This is a genomic window from Anaeromusa acidaminophila DSM 3853 (genome assembly GCF_000374545.1).
GTDB lineage: Bacteria > Bacillota > Negativicutes > Anaeromusales > Anaeromusaceae > Anaeromusa > Anaeromusa acidaminophila.
In genome coordinates, this window is the sequence record NZ_KB894608.1 from 1 (window position 1) to 16,537 (window position 16,537).

Sequence of the window (16,537 nt, forward strand, 5' to 3'; positions counted from 1 at the left end):
CTACACCCTTATATTTGCACAACGCTTTTAAGATATCTCTGATATCTACTTTTAGTTGGTTATAGATGATTTTTCTCCTATACTTGGGCGTAAATACTACGTGATACTTGCACATCCATTTTGTGTGTGCTAAGCTTTTGTCCATAGAAATTCACCTGCTTTCTTCTTTCTGATGGCTTGAACACTCATCAGTATAGCAGTTGGTGAATTTCTTTTTGTTTAACTTTTTATCTCCACCCGTTTAACGGGTGGTTTTTTGTTTCCGACGTTCCTTCGTCAACACGCTGAAGCGCATAATAAAAACAAACAGCAGGCAATAACGCTCTCGGCTTACTTGTCGGCTGTTTGTTTTATAGTCGATATAACGCAAGAGCTTGCTTCGATTCCCCCGTAAGTCAGCCTAACGCCATTCTTTGTGAGGAACGCAGCGACACGGCAATCTTCTTTACTAATATTCTCTCTGGATTTTCTCTGTTACTCTATGTGACGTTCTCCCGTTCTCTAGCTAAGGCGCAGTAAAGGTCAGCACAGCTTCGCCCGCCGGAGCGCTTATCAGCACCTGGCCGCCTTGGATACGCCCCGGTCCGCTTTGCAACGTCCAGTCCGCAGGAACCTCCAGCGGCAGCTCTTCCACCGCTTGCGGCAAACGCAGCCGCACCTGACGAAGCTGTCCCTGAACGAACACATCCGCCTCCGCCTCATCCCGCGCCTCCCACCAACGTCCATATTCTCCCAGCGAGCCAAACCAGGCCTTGTCTTTAAGAGCGTTTACAAGCCCTTGCTCAAAAGTCATTTTCTCCTCTAACACGTTAGGATGAATTAGGATATTCAACAAGCCACCGTAGCGGGCGACCTTCGCACTCAGCGCCAGCGCTTTATCTAGACGCTTGTCCATTGGCGAATCCAGTTCGTCTTCAATCGTAATCGGAAATTCGTATATCGATGTCTCACCTTGGCTGCCCCGAGAATAGTTTAGTTGAAAAGGCCGATGCGTTAATGCCGTATTAGCAGTCACATTCGAACTGTAACGATAACCGGTTGCCGCCAGAGCCTGGGGCAAAGTCAGCGGATTTTGCAGGTGTCCCGCCCGGAAAGACGTCACGGCTACGCCTGTTCCTTGTTCTAACAAAAATTTACTGACCCGTAGTTCGCCCAGCACCGTGGCATTATGAATGGCGTACCTGCCGCTAATGAATGGCTGGTACGCAGGATATGTTTCCGTTCCGCTTCCTAAAGGCAGCGCCGCAAAAACATAAGAATGGCTGACTGTATGGCTTCCCAATTCCATGCCTAATTCAATTAACTTGCGCAAATACGGCAGATACGCTTCATTAAAAAATATTGCATCATAGTAGTCGCGGATGTATTTGGTTTGGATAAAGTACGTCCCCCGAATCCCCATAGATTTTTCATATTCCGCATATGCTACAGCATTGACTACTGATTTTGTAAAATCCACGTCATGCGTAAGCAAGACGGCAAGCCCCCTACCAGATGGAACAGAACCAAAAAAGACGGCATTTTTTTCCGCATTCCTATATACTTCCTTCAGCCACTGCAGCAAGATATCCAAAGACGGCTCATATTCGTTTACATAGCTGCGCGCACTACTCTCAGCTCGACTGTTATAGCCTGTCAAAAGCCAATGCCCCAAGTCCAGCCCAACTGCATAAGCCGCCCCTCCGCCATAATTCTTACGAATAATGGCTGCTTTGCCGTCTTCATACGCCGCTACAATCTTTCCTGTAGGAAAAAGAAAGCTATACGTCCCCAAGGCAGCTTCCGGCGTACTGCCATTTATGGTCAGCGAAGTCTCTCGGACATCATCCAATACCCATGATAAAACGCCTTTTTGAAAAGCTAGGCTTTTCTGCTGCCGTGAAGGAATGGCTTCGGTAAAACCAAACAGACTTTTCATGGAATTAGCCAACGGCTGCACCGCTACCAAGGTACCGCCGCTTTGCACATGCTTGGATAACGCTGCCGCCGCTTCCGGCGAAACCGTACCGCCGGAAATCATGGGATACGCCAAAATCGCCTTGTGGCGCAACGCTTCCATGTAATCCTTCGTCATCCGAAAAGGAATGCCGGCGCTCTTTAAACCATGCGCCAGCCCCAGCCAATCCGACTTCTCATCGGTAACCAACACCGCAAGACGACTGCTATCTCCCTGCTCATAGCGTGCCCATTTTTCTTCCACAGGCGCTACTGTACTAGCGCTGGTCGGACCAGTTACGCCAGGAGCTATATATAAATCAGCAGCGTCCACATGAAACGAACCGGAATTGTCAATTTGTCGCGGCTCTTTAGAATTGCTCGGTCCGACCTGGCCATATGCATCCGCCGTGCTCAAAGCAATAATCCAGAAAAACAAACAAGACGCCATAACTTTAGCAAATCGTTTCATCCTAGCCTCCTTACGGCCATGGCCGATACTGAAAACCATGAATTATCACTTCTACATTCTCGCCGTTATGCGGCTGCCTTCCTCCATAGAGCCACAAATTCATACGCACCTGCAGATAGCGCCGTTCAAAAAGTGTTTCTCCTAAAACCGGCTTCTGGGGATACTGCCAGCGGGCAAAGACAGCTTCCTCGTCGCTGCGATGCCCGTATTGCCCGACAAATCGCACTTGCTCCGGCATCCAATCGATCCAATAGGTGCTGTAGCTTCCCTCTGGAAGCGAAAATCGAAAAGGCTGCGCCTCGTGCAAATCTTGCCGATATATACCGAACAAGCCATTAGAGTTTTTCGCCCTTCCCCAGCGCGCCACTTCCACATCCGCCTCCTCTAAACTGGAAGGATGGTACAAAAATAAGCCCAGCACTACCTGCGGGTCCAGCCGATCCAGTTCACCAATGACTTGAAACGAAAAGCGTCCATAGGAAAAATACTCCCGAGTGATCACTTCAGCGCAATACCAAAGGCCTCTCTTTTCCAATCGCAAATGCAAAGCGCCAGTTTCATCCACCCACGCCTGGCGAAAAGACCAATGATTTTTTCCCGGATAATCATAGCCGTCCTTCACCTGCCATTGATAGCCAGCAAAGGACAATGCCGCTGCAGCCCAAACGCTGGCTGGCCAAACTAACACCAAGGCCAAGTAGACAAAGACGAGCTTTTTTCTCATAGCCTTCTCCTTTGCAGACACAAGTCGGTGAGCAAAAAAAGGATTATTGTGTTGATACAGTTCGCGCCCAAACAAGAGGTTCCTGCTATAGAAAGCCAATTTAACAAAACAGCGACTATCCAAAGACTTCGAATTCCGCAAATTTTCACCAAAGTCTTTTATGAGGCTTCTATTTTTGCTATGATAGATATGGATAGATCTAGGCAAAGGAGACTTGCGACTTGTTACAGAAAGAACAGCAGTCCATTACCCTCTTTACCGTCTTCGTTCTGTCCGGCATTTGGGCCGGCGTCATCTTCTTTACATACCAAGAAAGTCAAGTGGTCAAAGAAGCCTTCTCCGAGCGTCGTTCCCTCTATTACATAGCAGCCACTGTATTCAGTGCGCTGCTGCTTAGTTACGCCATTTACCTAATTCGCAGCAAAAAACAGGCGTTGCTTTTGGCGGAAGCCAAGGAAGAACAGGAACAGCTGCTGCGGCTGTACGCCAGTAAACTCCCGGATCCGTGCTTCATTATTGCCGAAGACGGCACCTATATGGACATCATCGGCCCGGAAGACAAGCTGTTTATTTTCACGGCGGAGCAGGCTATCGGGCGAAACCTTGGCGATTTTTATCCTCCTCGGGAAGTGCAGGAAGTGTTAGAAGTCATTCGACGCACCATTGAAAGCGGCGAACCGCAGGTGACGGAATATACGCCGCAGTTTCCCTTTGGCGGCACCCGTTGCTTTGAAGTGCGAACCTCTCCCATCGACCGATTGGTAGAGGAAAAAAGAGTGGCCATGATGGTAGTCATTGATATTACCAGCCGCAAGCAAGCGTTGGAGCACATTCAGTTCATGACGGACCATGATTCTGTTACAGGCCTCTTAAACCGCAGCCGTTTTGAGAAAGAATTGCTGCGTCTTACCGCCCCTGGCTTGCCCACAAGCCTTATTGTCTTTGACATCCACGGTCTGCGCAGCATCAACAATGCCTTCGGCTATCAAGCCGGCAATGATCTCTTGCTGGCGCTGGCGCACGTCCTCAAGCAAGTCGGCGGCAAACACTTTATTCTGGGCCGCATCGGCGACGACGAATTAGCCGCCATTCTGCCGGAAAGCGACGCCACCGCCTTAGAAGCCTACCGCAGCGCGGTATTGGCTCAAATCGAGCTGTACAACCAGTTGCATCCGGAACCGGCCTTATCGGTTCTTATAGGACAGGCCTTCTCTAACGGCACAACCAATCCAAGCCTGCTTTTACGCACAGCCGATGAAGCCATACTCCAACAAAAACAGGTGTTACTCTGCCGCCCACGAGACTAGGATTGAACCGGAGCACGGAATACGGCTTTTGAACAGGAGTAGAGGGAGTAAAGTGAGGGCTACGGAACAGGATTGAACAAGAGAATCGGCGACGGCGCTGGATGCGCCTAGGGTCGGTTGCGCCATGGATGGCATGGCAACCGACATCTATAAAGGGCTCGCATGAGACCTCTGGAAATAGAATATTGAACAGGAGTACGACGGTGCCAGAAGCACCTATTATGTTCTCTCTGTTTCCTCTGGCCTTTCCTCTGTTACTCTGTGCGAATCGTATCTCTTGTGTTGAGGTTACACTTTAATTCTCTAATTCTAGTATTTTATTATTTTTTGATACATTGTTATAAAATCAGTCGTTGTTTTCTGTTGTTTTTTGTCTTTTGTATTCTTTTCGTTGACAGATTGCACGCCCCTGCGATACAATTTAACCATCGTCGATTCGGAATTGTCCGCCAACAATTCGCGAACTCGACCCATGAAGAGTTAGACAAGCAGCGCAAGGCTGTTTGTCTAACTTTTTTTATATGCAAAGGAGTTGCGCCAGGAAGCACAACTCCTTTTTTTAAACCGTTGCTTACTTATAATGATTCGCTCATTCCGCTCTCTTTTGCGTATAATAGAAAAACTCTTGGTCATCGTGGATCATATGATTCGTAATGATATCATCAATGAAAAAAGAACAAAACGCAAAGGAACTAATTTTTTCAGCTACATAGTCTTCTTGTAGTTTAGCTGCTTTCGCAAGTAAGGTTTTATGGATTCTTTCATGTTCTTTTACATCTGGATATCCGATTTCCTCCAATATTTGTTCTTCGCTTTCAAAATGCTTTACAATTTCTCCGACTAAATTAACCATTAGCGAAATTATCATTTTCCGATCCGGCTCCGGCTGCAAAGCATAATAAAAGTACTCGCTGGCCAAATTCACAAGAGCTTTATGTTGGCTATCGATTGTCGCTTCACCGCTATTCCATTCATCTCTCCATTCCACGTTCATTGACGCAACAGGAGCTAGCTTAGGGATATAGCAGACAACTCTATTTCTTCCTAATTTTTTAGCTCGATACAGCATTTCATCGGTTCGTTTATACCAAGATAAAAAATCTTCTTCTGCCTTTTTTTCGCTAACTCCCAGACTTGCGGTAACGTGACCGGCTATCGGATGCCTGGCGGTGTCCATAGCCACTCGGATTTTTTCCGCGGCACTTTCGGCTTCAATAATATTAGTGTGAGGCATTAAAACAAGGAATTCTTCTCCTCCAATGCGGAAAAAATGATCCGCGCTTCGAATAACCTTCTTAACCGTTTGCGCTGTTTGAATTAAAACCTCGTCTCCAATTGGGTGCCCCCATGTGTCATTTACTTTCTTAAAGTGATCAAGATCAAATAAAATCATGGCTAAGGATTCCTCATAACGTTCCGCATGAGCAATCAATTTTACCACTTCTTGTTCAAGCATTTGTCGGTTATATAGCCCAGTTAAGCAGTCTTGCGTCGCTAGTTTTTCATTCTGCGCTTTTAGCTCCTGCGTTTCTTTTAGGCTTGTATACAGCATTTTCACACCTTGCGTCAACAAGCCGATTTCATCTTTCCGCTTCAATTCTTCTTCTAACGGAATAACCGGTCTGCCATCTACAATGCTTTTTAACGCCCCGATAATTCGTTCTAAGGGGGCAAATAAACGCACTCGAAAATATACCAATGTAAAAAGAGCAAATCCCACTGCCAGGAAAAATTGCAGCGTCGCCCGCTCTAGTTGTTCTTCCGCTCTACTTTCTAAAGCGTCAACCGATCGAGCCGTTTCGCGGTTCACTTCGCGGATTAATTCAAAAATAGAATCAAAGGCTTTTACCGATAAATCAGCCAAACGGGCTGCATCAGAGCTTGTTGCGCTCCCATTCATTGTTTTTTGCAATACTTCATTTTGAAAAGGTCTATAGGTTTTATAATAATCATTGTACACTCTGTCTTTCTTTTCGGTCAGTTCCGCACGATTGATGTCAAAGACACTTTTTTCAATACCACTCCAAATGTAATCGGCTTTTGAACGATATTCAATAAAGTTCTCATATTCGCTTGGAGATAACTTCTTGCCTTGATTGACCACGGAAGTTAGTGTGCTCGCACTAGAACCGCTAAAAAGACGAAACTCAACACAATCAAGCTGAAAATGGTGATAAAAGTCAAAAAAACCGATTTCACTTGTTGGTTTTTCCAGTTCTTCAATGACTTGTTTTATGTGAAAAATGATCAAAGTCGACTCATTAAACCAGGTAGTCCGAAACGAAATGTCTCGATCCGCTAAATTTAGCGAAGCTTGCACATCTGCATTCGATCGTAATTGCTTCAATTGATTATGCTTTTTTTTTAAGTTTTCCGCTTCTTCGGGGTTAAGAGAAGCAAGTCGATTAATTCCATCACTCAAAGAAGTATCAACCTGCCTTCTTCGCTCGGTAATGAAAATACGATTTGCTTCGCTAAGCGGCGTTTTTGACGTTAGCACAACATTAGTTCGTCCACGTTCAAAAGCAAGCGCTTCTAGCGTAGAAAACAGAAACATACTGCACTCGTTAATAGTCTCAATTTCTTTTGCTTTTTCCTTCTTCTCTATGACATCCACAAGCATAAAGGCGGAAGTAGAAATCAAGATCACGTTCACTAATAAAATACAGATTAGCAGTCTTCTTTGCAAAGAACCTCCAATAATAGCAACCACCTTCTTAACGAATTTTATAAGTTTCTATTTCTCTCATTGTTAACTGAACTCCTTTTTCGTAAAGAATATTACGAAAATACTCTTTGCGTACCCTCCCTCTACTCTTGTCAAAACTCATACCCCGTAACCCTCATTCGTACCCTCTCATGACTCCGGTTCTCTTGTTCAATCCCGTCTTCCCTCGCACCCCTCTTGGTATGAATTGGTTTTCATGCTAAAATGGAGGGACCGACAAATAGCAAGTAGTTGCTGATTTATATACATGGAGGTACATTAACTATGACACAAGCATTGGCCGCGGAGAGCAAACGGCGACGCACGTTCGCCATCATCTCTCACCCGGATGCCGGTAAAACAACCTTAACGGAAAAACTCCTCTTATACGGAGGCGCTATTCACTTGGCCGGTTCGGTCAAATCCCGCAAGGCGCAGCGCCACGCCGTATCGGACTGGATGGAGATCGAAAAGCAGCGCGGAATTTCCGTTACCTCCAGCGTTATGCAGTTCGACTATGACGGTTTCCGCATTAATATCCTCGACACCCCTGGTCACCAAGATTTCAGCGAAGATACCTACCGTACGCTGATGGCCGTAGACAGCGCCGTCATGCTCATCGACGTAGCTAAGGGCGTAGAGCCCCAAACAATCAAGCTCTTCAAGGTCTGCCGTCAGAGGGGCATTCCCATCTTTACCTTCGTCAACAAGCTGGACCGCCATGGCAAGCATCCGATGGATTTAATGGAAGAAATCGAAAAGGTGCTGGGTATCCAAAGCTATCCCATGAACTGGCCCATCGGCATTGAAGGCGACTACAAAGGCGTCTACAACCGGCGCGAGCGTCAGATTGAACTGTTCCAGGAAGACGGCACTCATGGTCAATGGGCGCTGCCGTCCAGCAAAGGCAGTGTTGACGACCCGGCTTTTACCGAAGTCATTGGCGAAGAAACGCATCGCACGCTTTGCGAGGAAATTGAGCTTTTAGACACCGCCGGCGAAGCCTTCGACATGGAACGCGTCCAAAAAGGCGAGCTGACTCCTATCTTTTTCGGCAGCGCCATGAGCAATTTCGGCGTGCAGCCGTTTCTAGAAGAATTCCTGCGCCTAGCTCCCGAGCCTGCTCCGCGTCGTTCTTCCGACGGCGTCGTACAGCCTACGGAAGAAGAGTTTTCCGCTTTCGTTTTCAAAATCCAGGCCAACATGAATCCCGCCCACCGGGATCGTCTGGCCTTTATCCGCATTGTTTCGGGTCATTTCGGCCGAGGCATGACGGTGAACCACTCCCGCAGCGGCAAACCGGTCAAGCTCTCGCAGCCGCAGCAATTTTTGGCGCAGGACCGCACCATTATTGAAGAAGCATGGCCTGGCGACATTGTAGGCCTCTTTGACCCGGGAGTTTTTGGCATTGGCGATACCCTTTCGGTCAACCGCAGCAGCGACTTCGCCTTTGCGGACTTTCCGATTTTCCCGCCGGAGCGCTTTTGCCGCGTCCAACCCAAGGACACGATGAAACGCAAGCAATTTTTAAAAGGCATTACCCAGCTCACCCAAGAGGGCGCTGTACAGCTGTTCCAACAAGACGACGCCCTAGCGGAAAGCTATGTCGTCGGCGCTGTCGGCCAGCTGCAGTTTGAAGTGCTGGAATACCGCCTTAAAAACGAATACGGCTGTACTATTTTAATGCAGCCGCTGCCTTACGAGCACGCCCGCTGGCTCGATGCCGGCAGCCAAGATGTGACCACCTTCAAAGGCATTGACCGCGCTATGATCGTGCGCGATGCCAAAGACCGCAAAGTGGCGCTGTTCCAAAGCGACTGGGCTCTGCGCTGGTCTGAAGACAACAATCCGAAAATCGGCTTTTTGCTTTCGCCGCCAGAGCTGTAGGCCATGAACATCAATCGACGCAAAGAAATCCTCAACCTGCTCCTGCAGCACGGCTCTGTCAAGGTTTCCGTCCTGGCGGAACGCTTTGCCGTCAACGACGTCACCATTCGCCGGGATCTTAAATATCTAGCGGAAAAGCACGGCGTCACCCTCACCTACGGAGGCGCTTTTATCGACACGCCCTCCAGCACCTACCCCATTGCCGAGCTGACCCTTGCAGCCAAAAGGCGGCAGCAGTACGAAGAAAAGCAAGTCATCGCCCGCAAGGCGGCGGCGCTCATCGAAAACGGCGATACCATCGCCCTGAACGCAGGCAGTACGGTGGAATACGTCCTAGATTACCTGCCTTCGGCGGTGCAACGCCTCAACGTACTGACCCTCTCTTTGGGCGTTGCCGTTAAGGCTAGTTCCCTGCCGCAGGCCACGTTATTTCTGCCTGGCGGCAAAGTCCGTCCGGAATCTACGGAGATGTGCGGCAGTGAAACCGAACGGTTTTTGCGCCAGTTCAATGTGGACAAGGTGTTCTTCGGCGCGGCGGCGGTCCACCTCAAACGCGGCGTCACGCATCCCGTACCGGAAGAAGTCACAACGAACCGACTGATTTTGGATATCGCCGCCAAGCGCTACTTGGTCTGCGACTCCAGCAAATTTGACGGTGTCTCGCTGCAGCATATTGCAGACTTGTCCTTTTTCGACGCCATCATTGCTGACGATAAGCTGCCTGAAAGCTACCGCACTTACTGCCAGCTTAACGGCATCACGATTCTATAATATTTTCTAAAACTTGATACTGCAGAAGGCAATTGACAGCAATCACATGCTGTCAATTGCCTTCTCTTTTTATGCCGCATTCCTCACAGACAGCCACTGTGCATCTCCCCGAGCCGCGTCTTTTCATCTCGTACAGACGCTTCTCTTTTTCTCTCCGAAACAAACTTTTCTCTTGTATACAAAAGATTTCTCTTGTTCTCTTGACTTTTCTCAGGTATTTCTATATCATTATTTTCAATTTAAAAGTTATGTTATTATATCCTCACATTTTAGATGCACAAGCTAATGATCTTTCTAGTCATTGGCTTCTTCTTTTTTATCGTCTCGTAGACTACATAACTTGTTGATTTTCTCTTGTTTATTAATTTCTTTTTACAAATCCTGAGCCACTCCAATTGTATGTTATTATAATTTCAAAACGATTCTCTTTCGATTTCACATAAAGGAGGCTTCCACATGCTCCCTCACCCTATATCGCAGCCAATGCTGCCTGACAGCATCTTAGACGGCTTTCCCTGCCCTATTATCAAAATTGACCGAGACTTTCGCTTGCTGTATCACAATCCTGCAGCCTGCCGCTTACACGGTCCTGTACCGGAAACAACGCCGACGCCGCGTTGCTATGAATGGCTCAAGTTAAGCCAGCGCTGTCCGCACTGTCCTGTGGAACAGGCATTCCAAAACGGCCAGCCCTCTACGAATCAAAAGTGCTCTGTAACCTCAGACCATCGCCTGGTTCGCCTTGAACAAACGGCCATTCCCGTCTATGACGCCCAAGGAAACATTGAATATGTTTTAGAAATTGACCTGGATACTACGCCGTTAATGACGCTCCAATGGGATTATGAAGTTGATTTTGTACAAACCATGTTCGCCTTTGCAGAGCTAATTGAAAAACGCGACATCTACACCGGACGCCATTCGGAAAATACCCGCGCCGTTGCGCTCGAACTGGGGCGCTCTCTTGGGCTGGACACAGCGCAATTGGACGATTTATCCACCATAGCGCTGCTTCATGATATCGGCAAAGTCGGCATCCCGGAAACCATCCTTCTGAAAAAAGGGCCTCTTAGCGCCGAAGAACGACAACAAATCGAAACGCACTCGCAACTCGGTCACGACGTGCTTTGCAAAATTAACCGTTTTCAAAAAATCGCCAACTGCATTCTCTGCCACCACGAATGGTTTAACGGGCAAGGCTATCCGGAGGGCCTGCAAGGCGAGGAAATCCCTTGGTTATCGCGTATTCTCAGCGTCGCCGACGTCTTTGAAGCTTTGACGGCGGACCGCATTTACCGTCCGGCTCTTCCCCGCGAAAAAGCGCTAGAGATCATCAATAACGGCAGCGGCAGCCAATTCGATCCGCAGGTAGTTGACGCCTTACTGCAGCTTAACGCAGAAAGCCCTTGAAATTAACGTTCCTCGGAAAACCATGGGAACCTCTGGTTTAATGAGCACGCCAAGCAAAGAGAGAACTTTTTTCGCCAGACAAGAAAGAAAACGCAGGCATAGCGGCGCTATGCCGAGGCTTTCTGACGATGTATGACGGAAAAAGAGCCTCTTTGATGGGAGTTGCGCATAAAGCAGTGGTTCCTAAAGAGAAAAAGGGAGGCACTACATAATGAATCGTTTTCCTCTCGTAGCCCAAATTGTCGGCATCATTGTTTTGATTGTGGCATTGATGACTGGCGTTGTAAGCTACACCTATTATCATCTCCGCGCCGTGGGCGCCGAAGCACAGCAAGTCATTGAAACCGACGCGATGGACATGGTGTTGGCAAAAGACGCCCACACCCAATTTACCAGGGCGCTTTTAGACATGCGGGGCTTTTTGACCTATGCTGACGGCATGGATACCTATGAAAAAGGCTATCGCGCCAACATCCAGACAAGCTACCAAATCATGACCGACTACACCTCGAAGGTGCAAAATCCCGCCCTGCACAGTAAAGGGGCGGAAGTGCAAAAGCTGATTGGCGATTATCTCAAACTAGGCAACCAAGTCATTGCCGCCAAACGCAGCAACGCAGCGAATATGACGCAATTAACAACGCAAGGTCGAAATCTGGTGGCTGCCATCGACAAAGGCTTTGTAGACTTGTCGGAAGTCCAAAAGAAAGAACTTCTGACCCAAACAGCCGCTATGAAGAGCGACGTCCAAGCCCGTTCCAACAATGCTCTTTTAGTCACTGCTGTCATTCTTCTATTTTCTTTGGCTCTCGGCATTTGGTACAGCCGCCAACTGGCAGCTCCCGTCAAGGAACTGCAACGCTTGATGGCGGAAGCCAGCAAAGGCAATCTGACCATCCGCTCGTCTAACCAGGCGGCTGATGAAATCGGCCAGCTTAGCCAATCCTTCAACACCATGATCGAAGGCCAGATGCGCATCGTCAAAGATGTTTCCACCAGCGCCGTCGAGCTTTCCGCCGCCTCCGAAGAACTGGCGGCTTCGTCAGAGCAGGTTTCCGGCGCTGCCAACAGCATTGCCAACGATATTCAGCAGGTAGCTTCCTCGATGAGCGACGCCGCCAAAACGAGTATGGAAACCTCGCAGGTGCTTGTAGAATTATCCTCGCTCATTCAAATTGCCAAAGACAAAGCGCATTCGGCCAGCGACAAATCGGAAATTACCATGGCCACCGCCAAAGACGGCAAGGATACCATCAACAACGCCATGCAAAGCATGAACACGATTCATGCCAAAACCATCGAAGCCGAACGGGTCATTACGCTGCTCAACGATTATTCCCAGCAAATCGGCAGCATCAATGAAACCATTACTAGCATCGCCAAGCAAACGAATCTGTTAGCTCTGAATGCCGCTATCGAAGCGGCGCGAGCCGGCGAATCCGGTCGCGGTTTTGCTGTTGTCGCCGAAGAGGTTCGCAAACTGGCGGAACAATCCAATACGGAAGCGGATAATATTTCTCACCTCATTACTAAAATCACCGACAATACGCAAAATGCCGTTTTCGCCATGAAACAAAGCCTGCAGGAAGTGGAAACCGGCGTTACCGCCGTGACCGCAGCGGAACAGTCTTTGGAGCACATCATGGCCGCCGTCATCGAGACAGTGGAAGACGTCGACGGCATTGCCAAAATTACCAACGCGGAAATCGCTTCGTCCGATAAAATCATTCAACTTATTGAAAACGTCGCTAATGACATCGAAAGCACGGAACGAGAAACGCAGTCCGTTGCCGCCGCCATCCAGGAAGTTACAGCTACTGTCGAAACCATCGCCTCCACTTCGGAGGAAACCAGCGCTATGTCCCAAAGTCTTCAAAACAACATTATCGTTTTCCAGATTTAATTTAATAGTGAAAGGAAGATTCCCGCCATGGAACATACCTTAACAACCAACGGAAATCAAGCCATTCTCTCTTTAACCGGCAAGCTATACGTACATGACGCCGGCATTATTCGCGACGCCATGATCGAAAAAATCGAGACCGGTCACCATCACCTGACAATGAACCTAGCTGGCGTGACCTACATCGACAGCTCCGGTCTGGGCGTGCTGGTCACGTTGCACAAAATGACCCAGGAAAAAAACGGCTCTCTTACCTTAATAGGCGTCCAGGGCATGGTCAAAGAACTGTTGCAGCGCACTCGTCTGGATAAGGTGCTGCATCTGGAAAGCTAAGCAGCTGATACTGGCTTCACACTTTCTCACACAAAAGGAGTCCTTGTTCATGAACCACGGAGAGCTTAGCCCGTTGCAGGTCATCTTTCAGCACATGCCAACCCTAGCTTGGATGAAAGATAGAGAAGGGCGCTTTTTAGAAGTCAATACCGCCTTTACCCGCTTCTGCCACAAAAGCCCTGCTGAAATTTTAGGCAAAACCGTTCACGACATTATGCCCGCTTTTTTAAGCACTGTCTATGAATCGCTGGATACGGCGGTCCTGCAATCACGCATGCCCCAAAGCCGGGATCATATATATCGGGAAAATCGCGCCGGCAGCAATTGGTTTGACACCCAAATCATTCCTATCTTCCATCGAAACGGCAGCCTTTGCGGCACCATCGGTTTTTCCCGTAAAATCTCCCGACGCAAGCAATTGGAGCTAAAGCTGGAAAATCAACAGCAATTTTTACGAACCATGATGGACAGTATCCCGGATATTCTTGTCTTCAAAGACCTGCAGTGTCAGGTTCTGGGCTGTAATAAATCTTGCCGCGAATTATTGTACGGTGTTGAACAGGAACAAGACGTTATTGGCAAAACTAGCTGGGACATCCTGAAAGATACCCAACTGGCGGAAAACTGCCTTAAGAAAGACTATGAGGCGCTGCTGCTGAACCAGCCTGTCAAAGTAGAGGAGCAATATACCTTAGTCAACGGCAGCGTCATTGACGTGGAAACCTTGAAAACGCCCTACCACGACAAAGAAGGCTATGTTACCGGCTTGATCGCCATCTCCCGGGACATCACCGAACGCAAGCGCTATGAACAGGAGCTGCGCTGCCGCGAGCAGCAGACCTTGAAAGAACTGCACCTAGCCGCTCAAGTGCAGCAGGACACTTTGCCGGATGCCTTGTCCTTGCCGGAACTGCGTGTGAATACGCTCTTTTTGCCTTATCATACGGTAAGCGGTGATCTTTTTAACTACAAATGGTTCGCCCCGGAAAAAACGCTGCGCGGCTACATGGTCGACGTCAGCGGCCATGGCGTAGCTACGGCTCTGCAGACGGCTTCTTTGAAAATGCTGCTAGACACGCGTCTGCTTACTGGTGAAAGCATCACCGAGGACCATTTTGAGCTCATTAACCAACGCATTAAGCAATATCTTCATGAAGACGCCTTCGCTGGCATCGCCTACTTCGAATTTGATCTGCAAAAATCGCTGCTTACCTTTATTTCCGGCGGAATTAATTTCTATCTTGCCGCCAATGAAAGCCGCTGCTCTTTAATTCCCGTCAGCAGCCGTTTTCTAGGCATCTTTGACGACATTGACATGCAGACCGTCACTCGTCCTTTAAAAGCAGGCGAGGTCTACTGCATCATGAGCGACGGCGTTTCCGATTTAATGGAGCTTCATGGCTTACAAGCGCAACCTGGCTTATCCGGCTATACGCGCTGGCTTGAAACACTGTCGCAAAAGCCGGAACGCAGCGACGATTTCTCTGCGGTGGTTCTGGAGATTAATCAATTACCCGGTCAATTGCGCCTGCCTTGCATCCAGACGCAGCAAGATCTCTCTCGGGCGCAAACAGCGATTCATGAGTATGTAACAAGCTGCGCGCCGGAAGGAGAAGCCGCTTTCCTTGAAGTAGCCGCCAACGAAGCCTTGAACAACGGCTTTTTAGCGGGTCAACGCGTTTCTTTGCGTATGCGCCGCTGCGGCAATCGCCTGAGTATACGCGTCAAAGACGACGGGCCTGGTTTTGACGCTCGCAGCCTCTTAAGCAAACTGCAAAACACCAGCCCGGAAGCTTGGTACGACGAGTTGGGTCTCCACGACCATGGCCGCGGTATTTTCTTGATGCATTCGGCCTGTGATCGCTTGGCTTACAACGCCAAAGGAAATGAAGTGCTGCTTCTGCGCAAATTCTCGACGCCGGCGCTTGAAAACAAGGAAGCCGAAACACAAAGCAATAGGGACCCAGAAAATACCAAAGGAGTTCTTTAAGGTTACGCTTTTCTATGAATCTTTCGGCCCGCTTAAGCGGGCTTTTATTTTTTGCCTACTTTTGTGTCGGTTTATTTCTGATTTTTGTCGTTTTATAGTATATTCGTGTTGACTTCAGAAAGTTCTGTCGTAAAATAAAATAAAGAGCTTCTTGAAGTTGTTTATTTTTACCTATTTATCGAAAAGCGGAACGCGCGCCGCTTTTCCTAAAAAACCACAGAGAATGGAGATATGTGGCTATGATGAACGACATGGAACGCTTGCACAATCTGAAGTATTTCGCCTTGGACATGGACGGCACTATTTATCTGGGACAAAAGCTGCTGCCAGGAGCCTTGGACTTCTTGCAGTACCTGAAGGACAGCGGGCGCAAGCATCTATTTTTGACCAACAATTCTTCAAAACACAAGCACAGCTATGTGGAAAAGCTGCAAAAGCTAGGCATCAACGCAACTGACAAAGAGGTCATGACCTCTGGTGAGGCGACCGCTCTCTACTTACAGGCTAAAAATATGAATCGAGTCTACCTTTTGGGAACGCCGGACCTGGAGGATGAATTTCGCCAGCATGGTCTGACGCTGACCTGCGACAAGCCTGCCTGCGTCGTCCTCGGCTTTGACCAAACGCTAACCTACGCCAAGCTCACCGAAGCCTGCCACCTGCTGCGAGAAGGGGTCCCTTTTATCGCCACGCATCCGGACATCAACTGTCCTACCAATGAGCGTTCCGGTTATCTTCCTGACACCGGCGCGATGCTCAAGCTCATTGAGGCATCTACCGGCGTAACGCCACAGCTCATTATCGGTAAACCCCACCAAGAAATCATTAATGTCCTCATGTCCGCCTTGCATTGCACCAGAGAAGAAACCGCCATGGTCGGCGACCGTCTCTATACGGATATTCAGCTGGCTACCAACAGCGGCATCTGCGGTGTTCTCGTCCTCAGCGGCGAATCCACCCGCAGCGACATAGCCGCCAGCAGCGCTAAACCGACTTTCGTCTTTGAAAATGTCGGCGACCTAGCCAACGCCTTGCGTACGGCCGATGCCGCGTTGGGTAAAACGCCTGTGCTAGTATAAGAAATACGGAACAAGAATC

At 48.6% G+C, this 16,537-nt stretch carries 12 protein-coding genes; 8 read left to right on the forward strand and 4 right to left on the reverse strand.

Translation table 11 applies throughout. The annotated features are described in order from the left end of the window. From C508_RS18895 to C508_RS0115400, 3 genes are all read right to left on the reverse strand, one after another. Positions 1 to 145, reverse strand: a 145-nt coding sequence (locus C508_RS18895; RefSeq protein ID WP_018704417.1) for a transposase, incomplete at its 3' end; no start/stop codon positions are given. Between the two features lie 360 nt (positions 146 to 505). Continuing rightward, positions 506 to 2,407 carry a polysaccharide deacetylase family protein gene (locus C508_RS0115395; RefSeq protein WP_018704465.1) on the reverse strand — a complete coding sequence of 634 codons (1,902 nt, stop codon included), beginning with the start codon at positions 2,405 to 2,407 and terminating at the stop codon, positions 506 to 508. A 10-nt stretch (positions 2,408 to 2,417) separates the two neighbouring features. After that, positions 2,418 to 3,131 carry a LamG domain-containing protein gene (locus C508_RS0115400; protein WP_018704466.1) on the reverse strand — a complete coding sequence of 238 codons (714 nt, stop codon included), beginning with the start codon at positions 3,129 to 3,131 and terminating at the stop codon, positions 2,418 to 2,420. A gap of 221 nt (positions 3,132 to 3,352) precedes the next feature. Between C508_RS0115400 and C508_RS0115405 the strand changes: the two genes are divergently transcribed. After that, on the forward strand, positions 3,353 to 4,438 hold the full coding sequence (locus C508_RS0115405) for a sensor domain-containing diguanylate cyclase (protein ID WP_018704467.1): 1,086 nt from the start codon (positions 3,353 to 3,355) through the stop codon (positions 4,436 to 4,438). Positions 4,439 to 5,027: 589 nt separating this feature from the next. On the opposite strand, the gene C508_RS19650 is transcribed toward C508_RS0115405, so the two are convergent. Next, entirely contained in the window at positions 5,028 to 7,127 is a 2,100-nt protein-coding gene (locus tag C508_RS19650) for a diguanylate cyclase (RefSeq protein ID WP_156817652.1), read from the reverse strand. A gap of 303 nt (positions 7,128 to 7,430) precedes the next feature. On the opposite strand from C508_RS19650, the gene C508_RS0115415 reads away from it, so the two are divergent. From C508_RS0115415 to C508_RS0115445, 7 genes are all read left to right on the forward strand, one after another. After that, a complete protein-coding gene (locus C508_RS0115415; protein WP_018704469.1) occupies positions 7,431 to 9,032 on the forward strand; it encodes a peptide chain release factor 3 in 1,602 nt (533 codons plus the stop codon). A gap of 3 nt (positions 9,033 to 9,035) precedes the next feature. Next, complete coding sequence (locus C508_RS0115420) at positions 9,036 to 9,803, forward strand: DeoR/GlpR family DNA-binding transcription regulator (protein ID WP_018704470.1); 768 nt, start codon at positions 9,036 to 9,038, stop codon at positions 9,801 to 9,803. Between the two features lie 456 nt (positions 9,804 to 10,259). Continuing rightward, complete coding sequence (locus tag C508_RS19655) at positions 10,260 to 11,213, forward strand: HD domain-containing phosphohydrolase (RefSeq protein ID WP_156817653.1); 954 nt, start codon at positions 10,260 to 10,262, stop codon at positions 11,211 to 11,213. 211 nt (positions 11,214 to 11,424) lie between these two features. Then, complete coding sequence (locus tag C508_RS18910; RefSeq protein ID WP_018704472.1) at positions 11,425 to 13,116, forward strand: methyl-accepting chemotaxis protein; 1,692 nt, start codon at positions 11,425 to 11,427, stop codon at positions 13,114 to 13,116. A 27-nt stretch (positions 13,117 to 13,143) separates the two neighbouring features. Next, positions 13,144 to 13,449, forward strand: coding sequence for an STAS domain-containing protein (locus C508_RS0115435; protein ID WP_018704473.1), 306 nt, complete (start codon positions 13,144 to 13,146; stop codon positions 13,447 to 13,449). 49 nt (positions 13,450 to 13,498) lie between these two features. Further along, a complete protein-coding gene (locus tag C508_RS0115440; RefSeq protein WP_018704474.1) occupies positions 13,499 to 15,439 on the forward strand; it encodes a SpoIIE family protein phosphatase in 1,941 nt (646 codons plus the stop codon). Between the two features lie 239 nt (positions 15,440 to 15,678). Continuing rightward, a complete protein-coding gene (locus C508_RS0115445) occupies positions 15,679 to 16,518 on the forward strand; it encodes an HAD-IIA family hydrolase (RefSeq protein WP_018704475.1) in 840 nt (279 codons plus the stop codon). Positions 16,519 to 16,537: the final 19 nt, after the last annotated feature.